17 protein-coding genes are annotated in these 15643 nt (G+C 62.2%); 2 read left to right on the top strand and 15 right to left on the bottom strand.

The annotated features are described in order from the left end of the window. The first annotated feature begins 91 nt into the window (after positions 1-91). Positions 92-982 carry a LysR substrate-binding domain-containing protein gene (locus H1D44_RS16045; RefSeq protein WP_181515868.1) on the top strand — a complete coding sequence of 297 codons (891 nt, stop codon included), beginning with the start codon at positions 92-94 and terminating at the stop codon, positions 980-982. 40 nt (positions 983-1022) lie between these two features. Here H1D44_RS16045 and H1D44_RS16040 read toward each other — a convergent pair whose 3' ends face one another. The 10 genes from H1D44_RS16040 to H1D44_RS15995 all read right to left on the bottom strand — a co-directional run bounded on the left by H1D44_RS16040 (position 1023) and on the right by H1D44_RS15995 (position 9140). Beyond that, a complete protein-coding gene (locus tag H1D44_RS16040) occupies positions 1023-1220 on the bottom strand; it encodes a hypothetical protein (protein ID WP_181515867.1) in 198 nt (65 codons plus the stop codon). Between the two features lie 190 nt (positions 1221-1410). Further along, on the bottom strand, positions 1411-2022 hold the full coding sequence (locus H1D44_RS16035) for a cell wall hydrolase (RefSeq protein WP_220128138.1): 612 nt from the start codon (positions 2020-2022) through the stop codon (positions 1411-1413). Between the two features lie 115 nt (positions 2023-2137). Beyond that, positions 2138-3100: an arsenic resistance protein gene (locus tag H1D44_RS16030; RefSeq protein WP_220128137.1), complete on the bottom strand. Its 963-nt coding sequence runs from the start codon at positions 3098-3100 to the stop codon at positions 2138-2140. Between the two features lie 13 nt (positions 3101-3113). After that, the gene (locus tag H1D44_RS16025; RefSeq protein ID WP_181515866.1) at positions 3114-3713 is read right to left on the bottom strand and encodes an NAD(P)H-dependent oxidoreductase; all 600 of its coding nucleotides are present in this window, start codon (positions 3711-3713) and stop codon (positions 3114-3116) included. 111 nt (positions 3714-3824) lie between these two features. After that, the gene (locus tag H1D44_RS16020; protein WP_238984565.1) at positions 3825-4325 is read right to left on the bottom strand and encodes an arsinothricin resistance N-acetyltransferase ArsN1 family B; all 501 of its coding nucleotides are present in this window, start codon (positions 4323-4325) and stop codon (positions 3825-3827) included. Positions 4326-4373: 48 nt separating this feature from the next. Next, a complete protein-coding gene (locus tag H1D44_RS16015; RefSeq protein WP_181515864.1) occupies positions 4374-5117 on the bottom strand; it encodes a carbon-nitrogen hydrolase family protein in 744 nt (247 codons plus the stop codon). Further along, a complete protein-coding gene (locus H1D44_RS16010) occupies positions 5114-6073 on the bottom strand; it encodes a DMT family transporter (protein ID WP_181515863.1) in 960 nt (319 codons plus the stop codon). Before H1D44_RS16010 ends, H1D44_RS16015 begins: the two co-directional genes overlap by 4 nt. A gap of 169 nt (positions 6074-6242) precedes the next feature. After that, entirely contained in the window at positions 6243-7502 is a 1260-nt protein-coding gene (locus H1D44_RS16005) for a hydroxymethylglutaryl-CoA reductase, degradative (protein WP_181515862.1), read from the bottom strand. Positions 7503-7551: 49 nt separating this feature from the next. Then, positions 7552-8904, bottom strand: a complete 1353-nt coding sequence (locus tag H1D44_RS16000; protein ID WP_181515861.1) for a tripartite tricarboxylate transporter permease — start codon at positions 8902-8904, stop codon at positions 7552-7554. A 2-nt stretch (positions 8905-8906) separates the two neighbouring features. After that, positions 8907-9140, bottom strand: coding sequence for a hypothetical protein (locus tag H1D44_RS15995; protein WP_181515860.1), 234 nt, complete (start codon positions 9138-9140; stop codon positions 8907-8909). Between the two features lie 158 nt (positions 9141-9298). Between H1D44_RS15995 and H1D44_RS15990 the strand changes: the two genes are divergently transcribed. Continuing rightward, positions 9299-10687: an aminotransferase-like domain-containing protein gene (locus H1D44_RS15990; RefSeq protein WP_181515859.1), complete on the top strand. Its 1389-nt coding sequence runs from the start codon at positions 9299-9301 to the stop codon at positions 10685-10687. 2 nt (positions 10688-10689) lie between these two features. Here the strand turns inward: H1D44_RS15990 and H1D44_RS15985 are convergent, their stop codons facing one another. The 5 genes from H1D44_RS15985 to H1D44_RS15965 form a co-directional block, all read right to left on the bottom strand. Continuing rightward, a complete protein-coding gene (locus H1D44_RS15985) occupies positions 10690-11358 on the bottom strand; it encodes a dihydrofolate reductase family protein (protein ID WP_181515858.1) in 669 nt (222 codons plus the stop codon). A gap of 72 nt (positions 11359-11430) precedes the next feature. Further along, on the bottom strand, positions 11431-11922 hold the full coding sequence (locus H1D44_RS15980; RefSeq protein ID WP_181515857.1) for a GNAT family N-acetyltransferase: 492 nt from the start codon (positions 11920-11922) through the stop codon (positions 11431-11433). Positions 11923-12460: 538 nt separating this feature from the next. Next, entirely contained in the window at positions 12461-12934 is a 474-nt protein-coding gene (locus H1D44_RS15975) for a RidA family protein (protein WP_181515856.1), read from the bottom strand. A 1-nt stretch (position 12935) separates the two neighbouring features. After that, positions 12936-13352: a c-type cytochrome gene (locus H1D44_RS15970; RefSeq protein ID WP_181515855.1), complete on the bottom strand. Its 417-nt coding sequence runs from the start codon at positions 13350-13352 to the stop codon at positions 12936-12938. Continuing rightward, positions 13349-14770, bottom strand: coding sequence for a flavin monoamine oxidase family protein (locus tag H1D44_RS15965; protein ID WP_220128136.1), 1422 nt, complete (start codon positions 14768-14770; stop codon positions 13349-13351). Before H1D44_RS15965 ends, H1D44_RS15970 begins: the two co-directional genes overlap by 4 nt. Positions 14771-15643 lie beyond the last annotated feature (873 nt).

Below are 15643 nucleotides of genomic sequence, written 5' to 3'. Positions count from 1 at the left end.
CGACCTCTGCAGGACAGTGTCGCGCTTGCGATTGGATCAATCCAGCGAAAAAGACTAGAGTCTCCCTTAAGATAAATTGAAAGGTGGCGCCATGACCCAACTGCCCCCCGTTTCCCCGCATTCATCGCTGCCGCTGCTCGATACCGACGTGCTGCGTACTTTCGTGGCGATTGCCGAATGCGGCAGCTTCACCCGGGCTGCGCGCCAGGTGTTTCGCACGCCCTCGGCGCTCAGCATGCAGATCAAGCGCCTCGAGGAGACGCTGGGCCATGCCCTGTTCGTCCGTGAGGCCCGCCAGGTACGCCTCACGCCCGAGGGAGAAACGCTGCTCGGCTATGGGCGGCGCCTGCTCAAGCTCAACGAGGAGGCGGTGACGCAGTTCCTCGCCCCCAGCGTGTCTGGGCGGCTGGGCTTCGGTACCACCGATGACGTGGGTACGCGCATCCTGCCCGGTGTGCTGGCGCAGTTCGCCCGCTCGCATCCGGCGGTTCAGGTCGACGTGGTGGTGGGCAGCAGCCGTGAGATGCTGGCCCGGCTGGAAGCCGGGGAGCTCGATCTGATTCTGGTGACCGCCGGCAACCCGGGGCAGGAGGTACGCGGCGAAATCGTGCACAGCGCACCGCTGGTGTGGGCGGGGCGGGAAGGTGGACTTGCTGCGCAGCGCTCGCCGCTACCGGTGGCGCTGGCGCACTCCGGCTGCGCCTGGCGGGGCATGGCCCTCGAAGCCCTGGACCGGGCAGGCTTGAGCTACCGCATCGCCTACTCCTGCGAGCACTGTGCCGGCCAGGAGGCGGCCATGCTGGCCGACCTGGCAGTGGCGCCTTTTCCGCTGAGCCTGGTGCGACCGCCGCTCAAGCGTATCGATCCCGGCTTGCTGCCGCCGCTGGGTGAATATCAGCTGGCGATGGTGAGGCGGCCCGGCGCCGATCAGGCATGCGAAACGCTGGCAGGACAGGTCATGGCGGCCTTTCAGAAGCTCTGAGCCTCTTTGCCAGCGCGATTTACCTGAAGTGGACGGCAGGTCAGCCGCGTTTTTCGCGAATGCTATTGAGTTGGCGCTTGATTTCGGCCCGCTCGAGTATCAGCAGGTCGAGCAGTTCGTCCCGCTCATGGCGGTTTAGCCCTTCATCGCTCATCAGGCCGTCGAGCAAGGCTTCGATATCCGCTTCGTGTCGGGTTTGGGGAACGGAAACGGAGCTGGGAATAAGAGAAACGATCATGAGTCCTCCTGCATACTGCCTTTGGTGCATGGCTGGCTTGTCAGGTCTTATTTAATCTTTTTGTAACTGAATGGTGAGATCTTGAAGCGCTTCCGGTCAAATCCAAGCGCAACGGAAACGTGCCGTTTCGAGCAAAATCAGGAAAAACCCAGGCAATAGCAGAGCGCAGGGAGGCAATGGCTGGGTTCACTCACTGCGCCGCTTCGGCAGGTCGGTAGAACAAGAACGACTCGGTTTCGGCAGTCAGCAGGAACACTTCGGCCCAGTGGGGGTGTACGGTACGATCATGGAAGTAGAGCGCCCCGTCGGTGTGGTCGGGCAGTTCCTGGTTCAACGCCTGGCGTGCCACTTCCTTGGCTACCTCATAGGCGTCGCCTTCCACCACCTCATCAGGTCGACCGTCGCACCACCATGAAAACTGGCACGGGCTCTGCTCGGCCCCCTGGGGCACCACCTCGCAGATGGTGTTGGGGTAGCTCTCATCAGCCAGCCGGTTGATCACGACATTGGCAACCGACTCCATATCATGGCCAGGCACCCCCTTGGCCTCCCAGTAGAGAGTACGTGCCAGGCAGGTGAGTGGTTCTTCCAGTGGGTCGCTGCCCTCAGGGTCGATGACCTGCGCCTCCTGCACGTCGAGCGGCTCCACCGGCTCACTGACTTCCGCATCGGGAGCGACAACCTGCTCCAGGACTTCGGTCTTGCGGGTGGCTTCTTCAGCCTGGGGGGCCGCCATGGCAAGAGCGGAAGCTGTTACCAGTAGGGTGAGGGAGAAGCGGCCTGGTCTTCGAAGAGGGAGCATGAGCGAGCCCTGTCCTGATGTCGTTAATCAGGTTCCATGACGTGTGCAATGACCATTTCAGCGTAACGAGTATAGCCCTCCGGAAGGCTTCACTTGCGCTGACACCGCATGGTTTTCATCCTGTGGCAGGAAACAGGCGGCGTGGCACCCACCACAGGAAGAACGCCATGCCGATCAGTTCCACCAGCGACTGGAAGACGATGACGACCACGGCCAGCTCGTAGGGGGCGGGCAGGGAAAGCGCCAAAGGAAGCACCACGAAGGAGTTGCGCGTGCCCAGGCTGAAGGCGAGCACTCGACCTTGTTCATTCGGGAGCTTCCAGGCGTACGCCAGCAGCCGAGCCAAGGTAGCCGCCAGCAGCAGAAAGCCGACGAAGGCCAGCAGCAGCCCGCCGAGCAGCGGCAAGGAGCCGGCGGCGACATTCACCTGGGTGGCGGCAATGCTGAACACCACCAATGCCAGCAGCGGCACCGGCAGCCATCCCAGCCGCTCGATGCCGGCAGCGCGCTCGAGGTGCCCCTGGGCCCACTTCTCGGTGATGAAGGCCAGCAGCAAGGGCAGCAGAATCAGCCCGGCAAAGGCCAGCAGCAGCTCTCGCTGTACCAGGGCGAGGCGCAGGTTTTCGTCCAGAAACAGCCAGAGGTAGAGGGGCAGCAAGGCAAGCTGCAACAGCAGGCTCACCGGGGCGAAGGCGATGGCGTACTGTGCCTTGCCGCCGCCCAGATGGGAAAAGGTGATGAACCAGTCGGTACACGGCACCAGCAGCACCAACAACAGGCCGAGGCGTACCGCCGGCTCAGTGACGAACAAGCTTGCCAGCCCCCAAGCGACGAGCGGCAGCAGGACGAAGTTGCCGACCACCGCCGCGGCCAGGAAGCGCGTGTCGCGCCAGGCGGCGCGCAGCTGCATGAGCGGCACCTGGGTGAAGGTCACGTAGAGCAACGCCCCCAGCAACGGCCACAGCAGCGCTTCCAGCACCCCGACCCGCTGCGGCAAAGCGCTACCCAGCGCCAGGCCCATGGCGATGAACGCCAGATAGACCAGGACCTGATACTTCTCGAGTGTCTGACGTATCAAAGCGACTGCCTTGTCAGTTTGGGTTGGGCCAATGTCGAAGCGCCTCATCGATGCGCGTTTTGAATCGGCTGACCTGATCGGTGGTGAGTCTCTCGCTCTTGTATAGAGACAGTACCTTGAGGCGGCAGTTAGGAGCGCATGTTCGAACGATGGCCGTTTTCAATACACGCTTGACAGGCTGCCACAGCACCAGCTTGTCGACCCACCAGGGCGAGCCTAGAGAAGTCACCACCAGCATGTGGCGCAGCCGATGTAGACGAGGCATGATCGGCCCGTAATCGTCGGCATGATCATAGGCCACGCCCGGGGCCCAGACGCGATCGAACCAGCCTTTAAGGATCGCGGGAAAGCTGAACCACCAGGTGGGAAAGAGCAGAACTATGGCCTCGGCCGCAAGTAACCGCTCGATTTCGGCATTCACCAACTGCCGCTCGTAATCGTCGAAGTAGCTGCGTCGTTCCTCGATTGTTAGAGCGGGGGTGAATCCTCGTGCATAAAGGTCTTCGACTTGCACGGTATGTCCCGCCCGCTCGAGTGCCTCGACAACATGAGTCGTCAGCGAAGCACAAAGACTTTCCGCGAGTGGGTGCGCTTTAACCACGAGGCAGTGCATCGATTTCCCTCATGAAGGCGGCAGGAAAACCGGAGCGTAGCAGATCGCTCTTGGCTTGGCTGTTATGCCGCCTTCTGGAGCGGCTGCCGTATTATCGGGAAAGCGGCTGGCTCACTGCCCCAGGAGCAACTGCCAGTACCCGACATCGATCCAGCGATCCTGCTTGTAGCCAATCTCGCGGAAGTGAGCGACTTTCTCGAACCCAAGCGCCTCATGCAAGGCGATGCTGGCGGCGTTGGGCAGTGCGATACCACCCACCACGGTATGCAGGGGGCGCTGGCGAAGCTCATCGATCAACGCTGAGTAAAGCCGGCGCCCGACTCCCTTGCCCGTCACGCTCGGGGCCAGATAAATCGTCGCTTCCACCGAGCCGCCATAGGCGCAGCGACCCTTCCAGCTTGAGGCGTAGGCGTAGCCAATCACCTTGCCCTCTACCTCTGCCACCAGCCACGGAAGCTGAGCAGCCTGGGTATCGGTGATTCTCCGGGCCATTTCCTGGGGCAGGATAGGCTCCATCTCGAAGGTGATGCAGGTGTTGGCAATAAAAGGGTTGTAGATGTCGGTAATGGCGGCCGCATCGCCGGCTTCGGCAGGACGAAGGGTAACTTCCATGGTGGATGGCATCTCTCTATCTTTATGGTCAGCCAGGTTCAGCTGGGGTCAGGCAGCTGGCGCCGCCAGGCTGAGCACCTGGGCGGTGAGCGTGGTGGTGTCGAGCATCAGCATGGCTTCCTGTTCGCCGTCCAGGCTGGCGACACGCTTGCCTCGGTCGATCCAGGCCGCCGAGCGGCCCCCGCCGGCATCGCCGTCGAAAGGCCCCACGCAGTTGGCCATCAGAATCGTCATGGCGTGAGAGCGGGTGAAGGTGGCGTAGTAGGCATGCGCTTCGTCCATGCCCGGTGCGAGCTTGGCCACGCTGGCCAGGTAGACGTCCGCCCCCAGGCTGGCCGCCGTGGCGACATGATCGGGCTGCAGCGACTCGTAGCAGATCGCCAGGGCCAGACGGTGCTCGCGGGTTTCGATCACCATCGTCGTTTCCCCGGCGGAGAAGTAGGGCAGCTCGTCGTCGTGCAGCCGCTGCTTGGCGTAGGCCTGACGACCCGAGTGGGGCTGAAATACCACCATGCCGATCTGCGGCTTCGTCGAGGTGACCAGCGGCAGCCCCACGCCGATCACGATCTCATGGGTGTCGCTCAGACGCTGGAACCCGTCCAGGCGCGGGTCTTCCGGGTGGGTGGCAAGTTCCTTGGCCAGCGTGGGTTCGTAGCCGGTCAGCGAGAGCTCGGGGAAGAAAATCAGCTCGGCATCGTGTGATGCCGCCAGTTCGATGAACTCGGTGTGGCGTGCCACGTTCCCTTCGATATCGCCCGTTGTCGAGGCGTACTGCACGGCACACAGCTTCATCGGCCCGCTCCCTCTCGCCTGGCTTTCCGGTAAGCGTAAGCCATTTTTCGAAACCACCACAACGGCCTGCCGTCGATGGCCGCAAGCCCAAGCCCGACCAGCCCCATTCCGGCCAGATGGCGCCACTCCAGCCGCTCGCCCAGCACCAAGATACCCAACACAATGGCGCTGGCCGGGATCAGAAACGTAACCAGCAGCAGGTTGGTCGCCCCAGCGCTTGCCAGCAGGCGGAAATAGATCAGGTAGGCCAGCGTGGTGGAGAACAGCGCCAGGCCGAACACCGCCGCCCAGGTGTCCAGCCCCGGCCACGGCTGCTGCCAGAAGCGCTCCACCAGCAGCGCCAAGGGCAGGAGCACCAGCGCCGATGCCGTGACCTGCCCGCAGGCGGCCACTAGGGGCGAGCAGCCCAGTGCGCCAAAGCGCCGCCCGAACACTCCGGCAAAGGCATAGGAGAGCGCGCCGGCCAGCACCGCAAGCTGCGCCCATGAGTGGCTGGTGGCACCCTCATTGACTTCGGTGCCCAGCATGTACACCACGCCGGCAAAACCGATTGCCACGCCCGCAAGGCGCGCCGGGGTGAGCGGCTCGTCGCGGGTCAGGAAATGCGCCACCACGATGGTGAAGAAGGGCGTGGTGGCGTTGAGTATCGACGCCAGACCGCTGGCGATATGCCCCTGACCCCAGGCGATCAGGCTGAAGGGAATCATGTTGTTGAACAGGCCCATACCGAAGAAGGCCATCCACAGTCGCGGGTCGCGCGGCATGCGCTGGCCCAGCAGCAGAATCAGCATATGCAGCGCCAGCGCCGCCAGCCCCACGCGCAGGGCCACGATAGTGAGCGGCCCCAGCTCCGCGACCGCGACCCCGACGAAAAAGAAGGAGCCGCCCCACAGCACCGACAAGGCCAGCAGCAACACCCACTGCGTGAGCCCCATGCTTCGATCGATCGTCTTCATCGCTGCACTCCGGTTGGTAGACGGTACCAACCTAGGGCAGCAAGGCGACGAGGTAACTCCGCTTCTTGCGCTGGAAGTCGCAAGGGCGAGAAGTGGATATCGCAACTCACGAAAAGCGCCCGGCGAGCTGAACTCACCGGGCGTCCAAGGGATTGCGGTCGTTAACGGCTCAGCGCTGGCGCAGCTTGGCCAGTTCGCTTTCGGCAACGTCGACCCGCACGCTGCCTTGCTTCACCAGCAACTCGGCGATGATTGCCACTTCATCGCCCTGGGCACCTGCCATCAGGGCGATGTTCTTGGCATGCAACGCCATATGGCCCTTCTGAATACCGGTGGTGGCCAGCGCTTTCATGGCGGCGAAGTTCTGCGCCAGGCCCACCGCCACGATGATCCGCCCCAGGCGTTCGGCCTGGTTCACGCCGAGGATTTCCAGGCAGTAGCGGGCCGTGGGATGCGCCCGCGTAGCGCCGCCGATCAGGCCGACCGGCATCGGCATCTCCAGCGTGCCGGTAAGGTTGCCTTCGCCGTCGATCTCCCAATGGCTCAGCGAGCGGTAGCGCCCCGTGCGGGCGGCGTAGGCGTGAGCGCCTGCCTCAACGGCGCGGGTGTCGTTGCCGGTGGCCAGCACCACGGCGCTCACTCCGTTCATGATGCCCTTGTTGTGGGTGGCCGCCCGGTACGGATCCATATCGGCGAAGCGATAGGCCGAGAGCATGCCGTCGCGCACCTCCGCGCCGCCGATCTGGTCCAACCGCCAGGTGGCTCGCGCGCGCATCAGCCGCCGATCCGCCAGGTTGGAGAGAATGCGCAGCCGGCTCTTGCCGCCGCTCCACTCCGCCAGCGAGGGGGCCACCGCCTCGGCCATGGAGTTCACCGCGTTGGCCCCCATGGCGTCGCGCACGTCCACCAGCAGGTGAACGATCAGCAGGTCGTCCAGCACGCGCACCTCGAGATCGCGAAAACCGCCGCCATGCTTGACCAGCACCGGGTCGGTGGCATCGCAGATCTGGCGGATCTCCTCGCGTGCCGCCAGCAGCTTGAGGCGCGCGAACTCCGGGTTGGGCACCTCGACCAGCTGTACCTGGGCAATCATCACCGGTTCGGCGGCATCGGTGATGAAGCCACCGGCGTCGCGACACTGGCGCGCCGCGTTGCATACCGCCGCCACCACCGAGGACTCCTCCGTGGCCATGGGCACCAGCTGCTCCTCGCCGTCGATGATCAGGTTGGTGGCGATGCCCAGCGGAATGTTCAGGGTGCCGATCACGTTCTCGATCATCGAATCGGCGGTTTCCGGCTCGAGGTTGCCCATGTCGCCGAGGTGCGTGACGCCTGCGTCATCGAGACCGGCGATCTCGGCCACCTTGGCAAGCCGCTCACTGGGTGAAAGCTGATAGAAGCCGGCGATTCGGGAAGTGCTATGAGCCATGTCGATACCTGTCTGGATCTATGAAATAAGTACGAAAGATGCGTAGGATTTAGACCAGCAGCCCCATCAGCCAGGGCGCGGCATAGAGCGTCATGAACTGCACGCCGTAGTTCACCCCCCAGCGGTTCAGCAGGCCCGCCACCAGGGCCAGCACCATCACGCCGAGAATGCCCATCACCCCGGCGTCCATGTACGCCAGCAGCATCACCAGGGCGAAGAACATGGCGAGGAAGGCCTCATGGGGAATGCGGCTGAATACGAAGATGCAGATCTGACGCGCATAGCGCACCGCGATAGGGTAGGTGATGAGTAGCGCGACGGCGGTGCCGAGAATGCTGGCGATGGCGATCTCCGAGAAGCTCATCAGATGGTGAGCGTTCTGCTCCAGGGTCAGCACCGGAGGAGCGTTGAAGAAGGCATTGCCCGGGCCGATGGCCATGGGGCTCATGGGAATGCCCAGCGCCGCCAGCGGGATCAGGATACCTGCGATATAGGCCGCGTTGGTCACGGCGTCCATGGAGGAGAGCGCCCGGCTGGCCTTTTCCACGGTGCCCTTCACCCAGCTCGACATCATCTCGCCGAGGAAGATGGTGATGCCCACCGGGCTCATGAAGAAGGTGACCGAACCCAGCACCGAGCTGGCGGCAGCGGATGTGGTTTCCTGCCGCGTGAGGATGCGGAAGGGGTTGGGTATCCGGTGCTCCTCCTCGGTCTTGTAGATCTGAATGGTCTTGGGTTCGGCTACCGTCATGGCCTTGCGCTCGCGGTTCACCAGCAACTGCGCCAGGTTGAACATCATCGGGCCGATGGTGATGCCGAGGAAGAACGAGATGAACACCACCCGTCCCTCGGGAATCACGCCCATGCCCCAGTAAAAGTGGCGCAGTGCCTGGATCAACGCTGCCAGCACCAGGATGCTGACCAGGCTGATGACCTTCTCGCGGCTCATCAACGCCAGGAAAACCGCACCGAAGAAGAAGATCTGGCTGGCGTACTGGCCCAGCACGTCGGCCAGCGGCGTCAGCAGGAAGGCGAGGAACAGGCTGATCGGCACCGCGACCAGAGTGCCGATCACCGACCCAGAGGCCATCTTGCGAATGGCCAGGGTGGCCTGACCCTCGCGCTTCAGCGTCATGGCGTGCTCCACCATGGGCGCCGACATCACCCCGCCGGGAATGCCCGCCACCGATACCGGAATCGAGTCGGTCAGCTTCTTGGCCACGATGGCTGCCATGAAGAAGGAGAGCACCACCGGCAGCGGAATACCGGCCACCACCAGCGCCAGCGTGACGGGGGCCAGCACCGCAGTTTCATCTGTGCCCGGGGCCACGCCGATGGCGGTATAGACCACCACGCCGACAAGGGCAGCGAGCAGCATCTGCAACAGCATCATCGGATCCATGCTCACGCCTCCCCTTCAATGTCGAGGCGGCGCTTGGGACGAAACAGCAGCGCGCTGATGAAGAAGCCGAGAATGGCCCCTGAGATGCCCAGTACCAGCGGCCCGGGAGCCGGCCACGGTGCGAGCAGAAAGCCACCCAGGCTGAGCAGCGTAGCGATGGAAAGCGAGATGAGCAGATCCCTGCCCGAAACCGTATCGTCCCAGACATTCAGGAAAGCCCTGTCTTTGGCTGGCATGCGAAACTCCAGGTGAGTCGTTATTGGTGTTATGAGCCGTTGCCGGCTGTGCCAGCTTCAGCAATACGAGGAGACAGCATAAGGTACAGTAGTGAAAATTGTTCCAAGTACTGTACCCTCGACATGAGGGATACAGTTTTGCTGCGTGCGAGGTAGGCATGACCAAATCCGGCCAGATCGCCGAAGCCCTGCTCAAGGCCATGGACGAAGGGCGGCTGGCGCCGGGCGCCAAGGTTGCCTCCATTCGTGAGGCGGCTCGGCAGTTCGGCGTAGCCAAGAACACCATCATCGACGCCTACGACCAGCTCGTTGCCATGGGGCGCCTGCAGGCCCGCCACGGCTCCGGCTTCTTCGTCTCCCAGGCACGCCCCCTGGCCACCGGGGAGGAGCGCGAGAGCCTGAGTGAAGCCATCGACAGCGTCTCGCTGCTGCGCGAGCAACTAGTGGGAAGCTTTGCTGTGCGTGCCGGCGACGGGCGCGCCCCGGCAGCATGGATGGGTGGACTCGATCTCGCCCGGGCGCTCAAGCGGCGCGGATCGGAGCAGGACGAAACGCACTTCGAATACGGCATGCCGCAAGGCTTCGAGCCGCTACGCGACGCCATCGCCCGGGTGCTGGCGGGGCGCTCCATTCATGCCGCTCCGGAGCAGGTACTGCTCACTTTCGGTGCCAATCACGCCTTCGATCTGATCATCCGCCACTTCGTCGATGCCGGCGACAGCGTGATGGTGGAAACGCCGGGCTACTATCCGCTGTTCGGCAAGCTGCGCCTGGCGCGGGCCAAGCTGGTGGGAGTTTCGCGCACCTCGGAAGGGCTGGACCTGGAGGAGTTCGAGCGCAAGGTGCGTCAGTACCGGCCGCGGCTGTTCTTCCTGCAACCCAACGCCCACAACCCCACCGGCACCAGCATGTCGCTGAGCAACATGCACCAGCTGCTGAAGATCGCCGAGCAGTACGGCGTTGTGCTGGTGGAAGACGACGTGTTCGCCGACCTGCTGCCCCAGGGGAGCGCGCACCTGGCGGCGCTGGATGGGCTGGAGAACGTCATCTACGTGGGCACCTTCTCCAAGACGCTCTCCACCGGGCTGCGCTCGGGCTACATCGCCGGCAGCCGTACGCTGATCCGTTCTCTCACCGACATCAAGATGCTCACCGTGGTCAACTCCTCCACTTTCATCGAATCGGTGATCCATGAACTGATCGTGAGAGGACGCTACCGCCGCCATCTGGTGCAGCTTCGCGAGAAAGTCGCCAAGGCCGGTGCCAGCGCGCAGCGCGCCCTGCGCGAGGTGGGCATCGATGATGTCAGCGGCCCCGGAGGCGGCTACTACCTCTGGGCTCGGCTGCCCGCCGGCATCAACACTCTGGAACTGGCCAAGCGCGCCACGGAGGAAGGCATCTTCATCGCCCCTGGCGCCATCTTCTCTCTGCGCCCGGATGGCATCGACGGCACCGCCATGCGCATCAACGTCGCCTACGCCAACGACTACCGTTTCCTGGAGCTTTTGCGCGCCCAGTGCAGTGCAGCCGTGCGGTCTCGTGGCTAGCCCTAACCTTCGCGCTGCAACTTCTCGCGCCGCGCCACTTCCGCCTCCGTGGGCGGGTCCATGGCGAAGTCACCGGTTTGCACTGCACCTTCGCGCTCATAGTGGGCAATCACGACCCCGTTGGGCGAAGCGCGATGGGCGGTGAGCCTGAATGCCGCCGGTGCCAAGCCATCGCCGAACAGCTTCTTGCCGCTGCCCAGCACCACGGGGAAGGTGAAAGTGTGGATTTCATCGACGAGATCGCTGGCGAGCAGCGTGTGAACCAGCTCGGTGCTGCCCTGGGTGAGCAGCGTCGACCCCTCTTCCTGCTTCAGCCTGGCGACATCGGCTGCGGCATCGCCGAGGGGCACCGAGCCTTTCCAGGTCAGCGCCAGCCCCTTGCGGGTTGCCACGTACTTGGTAATCGAGTTGAAGGTTCTGGCAATATCATCATCCGGGCCATTCGCGGCATAGGGCCAGTGGGCGGCGAAGACCTCGTAGGTCTTACGCCCGAGCAGCAGATCGAAGGGCTGTTCGAACAGCTTGCCGATCTCCTCGCCGAACACCTCATCCGCCAGCGGTGCGACCCAGCCGCCGTAGCGAAAACCGCCAGTCGGGTCTTCCTGCGGCCCGCCGGGCGCCTGCATGACGCCGTCCAGTGACACCATCGCGCCAACGATCACTTTACGCATGTGCTGATTCCTCGTGGTTTGCTTGTTCAGCCAGTATTCGAACTAGCTGAGCAGGAATCGACAGGTGAGCAGCTACAGCTCTCGACACATCCAGACGCTGGGGATCGTCTTCGAAAAACCCGCTTTCTCGTAAGCACGGCGTGCCGGCGCATGGCTTGCGTCACCGCCCGTGGCCACCGTGCCCGCACGCATGCCGGCCGCCTTCATCCGCGATAGCGCGAACTCGTACATGAGCGTGCCGATTCCCTGACCTGCGTGATCGGGATCAACCGCATTGAGACCTATCTCGCCCACCCGACTTTCCCGATTCAGCTGGAGTGCAACGAAGCCGACGATACGCTCGGCCCCTTCGGCAACATGAATCTGCCAAGGGGAGGCTGGCGCCAACAGGGAAGTCAGTAGTGTGGATTGTTCCTCATCTTCGCGAGCCTGCACGATATCGTAGAGCGAGTCGCCCAGCAGCTCGCGAAATGAGGCGAAGATGGGAGCGAAAGCTGCCGCCCGAATCCGCTCCAGGGCAGGCAGGTCGTGCTGCGTTGCCTCACGAATACGCCAATCGTTCATGAGCAGAACCTCATCGACAGGGGGGCCGCCAGAGCATGGCCAAGGGTGCCTCTGGCTACATCGTGGCGCCTATCCTCAGCACAAGCCATTGGTCATGCTGCACGTCAGTCGAAGCTGAGGGAGCGCTAAGGGAGTGGGCCGCATTGGAGCGGTATCGAAATCGTTGTCTGGTTCGCCGGTGGGTCAGTTCATAAGGAGGGTGCTGGGGCATTACCAAAGGGCTAACTGAGCTGCGAACCAACGTCCCGGCATCAGAGTGCCGATGAAGGCCCCGACCAACCCCAGATATGCTCCTCGCATCCAGCCGCGATGCTCCGCCACCTTGCCTTTGAGGATGGGTATTAGGCCTCTATGTGACCGAGCCTGCGACGACCTGAAACGAGAAGCGCTATAATCTTGATTTTTGCCTCCTTCTTAATGGCATATTTGGATTAGCCTTGCGTGGAATTTTGCTGGCCTCAAAACAAACTGTTATTTGACATACTGTCACCCTCGAGGCCGCCGCCTCGAGGGAAAAAGCCGTGGCTGGGAGCCACTTTCAGCGAGCTCGAGCAGCTACTACCTCGATCTCCACCAGCCACTCAGGATTGGCCAGATCCGCGATGCCCACCACCGAGCGTGTCGGCAGGTTCGGTTGCTCCTCAGTGCCGAAGTATTGGGTATAGCCATCCATGAAGCCAGCGAAGTCGATGCGTCCCGTCTCCTCGATCGGCACCAGGAAAACTGTCATCTTGACCACATCGCCAAGATCCAAGCCCCGGCTCTCCATGGCAGCCTTGATGCGTTCCATGACGGAGATAGTCTGGGCCTCGGTATCGCCGAAGTCTCCCTCTTCGTTGGCGCGGGGCACGGTGCCGCTGAAGTAGGTCAGCTCGACATTTTCCAGAGTGACCGCCTGCAGGATGGGAAAGTCGGAATCAGGGATGGGATGGCGCTCGATGCTGCTACCGAAGGCCGCACCGCTGAATGCGGTCATCAAAAGGGCGGTGGCTGCAATATGACGTAATTTCATTCTAGTCCTCTCTTGCCATTCTGGCTGCAGATGTCTTCGTGACGGACGCAATATCCTCGGCCGTCAGGTGGGTGGATGTGGCATTGAATTCTTCGCGGATGTAGGCAACGATGGCGGTCAAGGTGTCCTGTGACAGCTCATCACCAAAGGCCGGCATGCCGGCACGTCCGTAGACGATGACTCTAAGCACGTCGCGGGCATCTCCCGCCACGAAGCTACTGTCAGCCAGGGCAGGAAAGGCGCCGGGGATACCCTCGCCACTGGCCATATGGCATGCGGAACAGTTCAGTTGATAGCCGGCCTTGCCTAACGGCTCGGCCTGGGCACTTGCCGTCAGGCCTGATGCCGCAAGTACAGCCGACAGCAGCACTGTTCGCCGAATCAGCCGCGGGCCGGCACCAAGGCGATTCATGTTCATCCTGCCTCCATCGCCAGCTCATGGAGCTTCTCGATCTGCAGCCACGCTGACTCGATGGCTCCCGCCATCCAACCTGTCATGTAGCTGAGATGCTCGCCGGCCAGCAGCACTCTACCCTGGGGCTCATTGAGCAGCGGATAGCTTGTCTCTCGCGCCTCACTGGACCAGCTAGCCCAGCCGCCCAGGTTTTCGGGCACCAAGTGCCAGGCGGTACTGAAGGCAGTCTCAAACTCCCGCCGGTAACTAGCATGAATCTTCCCCCCCACGCTTAGGGCCTTCTCGATGCGCTGGGACTTGTCGAGAGCGCTGAACTGAGCCGCATTGGAGCCGAAATTGTAGACCCCCTGCAGCACCCCTTTCTGACTTTGCCAGCCGGTCGAGGGATAGCTGATGTTCCCGGTCTCGCTGTTGTGGGTGAAAGAGTGACCGCCGAAAACGTGGTCTTCGACCTCCCAAAAGCGGCTCTTCATCTGCAGCGCCAACTTGCAGGTCGGGGTGTAACTGACGGCCTCGATGGCACTCTGGAACTCGGCCGAGAAGTCGTTCTCGATGCCTCGCAGCACAGATAGCGGAATGGTGCAGAGACAGTAGTCGGCTGCCACCTGGTGGCTTTCGCCCGTCTCCCGGGTGCGGTAGTCGACCAGCACCTGTTCACCGTTCTGCTGCAGCCGGGTAACCTGAGAGCCGAAGCTGATGACATCACCCAGTGCCTTTTCAAATGCCTGGGGAATTCGATCCATGCCGCCAATGGGCTGGAACATGGTCTTCTGCTGGGTAAAGCCGCTGACAGAGCTGACGATGCCGTAGAGGTCAGACTGAAGCAGCGCCGACAGACTGTGGGGCGTTGAAGCCTCGCCAGGGTTCAAGCCTGCGCCGGGCTCCTGTAGGTAGCCTCGCCCTCCCGTACCGAGATAGTCCAGGCTGTTACGCTCCAGCTGACCTTCGCCCACCAGAAACTCGAGGAATTTTTCGCGCTCTTCCTGAGTTAGAGGGATATCCAGGGCATCCTGGTCTACATGCTTGGCCAGGATCTCCGCCGCATGCCCACGCATGTCGGCTATGACCTCCTTCTGTCGGACGGCCCTGCCACTCAGCGGCCCTGCTGCCTCCCGGTAGACGAATGCGGCCTCGTTATGATTGACGAAGATTTCCAGGGGGATACCCAATTCGCGGGTATAGTGCAGCGTCGAGCGGTGATGATAGGGAATGCGCCAGGGCCCATGGTTAAAGTATTCGCCCTCGTCGAAATCACACACCTCATCTTCCTGGCCCAACTGCGGCAGCACAAAGCCAGTGCGTGCAGTCTGCACACGTCCGCCGGCATAGTGCCTCGCCTCCAACACTTGGCATTGATACCCCTTCTTACCCAGCTCATAGGCTGCGACCAGACCGGCAAGCCCCGCTCCGAGAATAATCACTCTCTTTCCGTTGCCCTCCCCCTTCAGAACGGGAGGGGTATCCTGTGCAGAGGCGATGCCGATACCGAACGCCGACAGGCCCGACATCATCATGCCAGCCCCGCCTACGGCGCCCAGCGCCTGCAAGAAATGCCGGCGGGTCAGGGACCCGACAACGGCCGGTCCTGCTCCACTATCCCCAAATTCCGAATCATGCACTGTCATGAATGGCTCTCCGTGAGTTGTCGGAAGAGCCATTGCATACGCTGTACCTAATTCATAACTTGTTAAAAAAAACAGAACGTTAGCCTGCTTATGGCTGGGTGGAGAGATGCTTCAACTTCTGCGCTTGCTTTCCAGCAGTGCATCTGAATCAGCTAACATTGCGCAAAAGCGCCATTGAGGTGCAGCACGGCGACTCGAGACACCCCGGCACTCACTGGGAAATACTCAGCGTGATAACGCCACGGCAAGAACCTGCGCAGACAAGCGTGTGCTGACTAGCAAGTCGCCCCTCGGCAATGCTGCAAGAAAGGGTCGTTATCTTTACGTAGAAAAATCTACTTAGTTTCTATATGCAAGACCGCCCCCCAGGTCCTCTGGCGGGACAGGGGACAGCGCTTCTAAAGAAAGCGACCAGATGGTGTGCAGCAGCTATCGGCCAAGAGAGGATATTGAGATTTTCCTAGCGCATAGCTAACGTGCTGGGTGAAGCAAAGCATAACCCAGTCACGTTGAGCGTAGCGTTAGGGGAACTATTCACCTTCCCCTCTCTGAAACAAATACCGTTCATAGAACCGCCGTACTGTAGAAATTACGTAAGCGCTCCACGAACCCCACCTGTTGCGGCCTGAGTTAGACCGGTAGCGTGTCTCTCCAGCGCCAGGGCAGCAG

The sequence above is a fragment of the Billgrantia kenyensis genome (assembly GCF_013697085.1).
In the GTDB taxonomy this organism is placed as follows: domain Bacteria; phylum Pseudomonadota; class Gammaproteobacteria; order Pseudomonadales; family Halomonadaceae; genus Halomonas; species Halomonas kenyensis.
This window is presented reverse-complemented; position numbering and strand designations above follow the sequence as displayed.

Bases quoted from the DNA above. Each gene is read 5' to 3' on its own strand.
- H1D44_RS16005 (WP_181515862.1), bottom strand. From the start codon at position 7,502: ATGGCTCATAGCACTTCCCGAATCGCCGGCTTCTATCAGCTTTCACCC.
- H1D44_RS16040 (WP_181515867.1), bottom strand. From the start codon at position 1,220: ATGATCGTTTCTCTTATTCCCAGCTCCGTTTCCGTTCCCCAAACCCGA.
- H1D44_RS16000 (WP_181515861.1), bottom strand. From the start codon at position 8,904: ATGGATCCGATGATGCTGTTGCAGATGCTGCTCGCTGCCCTTGTCGGC.
- H1D44_RS16015 (WP_181515864.1), bottom strand. From the start codon at position 5,117: ATGAAGCTGTGTGCCGTGCAGTACGCCTCGACAACGGGCGATATCGAA.
- H1D44_RS16010 (WP_181515863.1), bottom strand. From the start codon at position 6,073: ATGAAGACGATCGATCGAAGCATGGGGCTCACGCAGTGGGTGTTGCTG.
- H1D44_RS15980 (WP_181515857.1), bottom strand. From the start codon at position 11,922: ATGAACGATTGGCGTATTCGTGAGGCAACGCAGCACGACCTGCCTGCC.
- H1D44_RS15990 (WP_181515859.1), top strand. From the start codon at position 9,299: ATGACCAAATCCGGCCAGATCGCCGAAGCCCTGCTCAAGGCCATGGAC.
- H1D44_RS15985 (WP_181515858.1), bottom strand. From the start codon at position 11,358: ATGCGTAAAGTGATCGTTGGCGCGATGGTGTCACTGGACGGCGTCATG.
- H1D44_RS16035 (WP_220128138.1), bottom strand. From the start codon at position 2,022: ATGCTCCCTCTTCGAAGACCAGGCCGCTTCTCCCTCACCCTACTGGTA.
- H1D44_RS15970 (WP_181515855.1), bottom strand. From the start codon at position 13,352: ATGAACATGAATCGCCTTGGTGCCGGCCCGCGGCTGATTCGGCGAACA.
- H1D44_RS15975 (WP_181515856.1), bottom strand. From the start codon at position 12,934: ATGAAATTACGTCATATTGCAGCCACCGCCCTTTTGATGACCGCATTC.
- H1D44_RS16020 (WP_238984565.1), bottom strand. From the start codon at position 4,325: ATGGAAGTTACCCTTCGTCCTGCCGAAGCCGGCGATGCGGCCGCCATT.
- H1D44_RS16025 (WP_181515866.1), bottom strand. From the start codon at position 3,713: ATGCACTGCCTCGTGGTTAAAGCGCACCCACTCGCGGAAAGTCTTTGT.
- H1D44_RS15995 (WP_181515860.1), bottom strand. From the start codon at position 9,140: ATGCCAGCCAAAGACAGGGCTTTCCTGAATGTCTGGGACGATACGGTT.
- H1D44_RS16045 (WP_181515868.1), top strand. From the start codon at position 92: ATGACCCAACTGCCCCCCGTTTCCCCGCATTCATCGCTGCCGCTGCTC.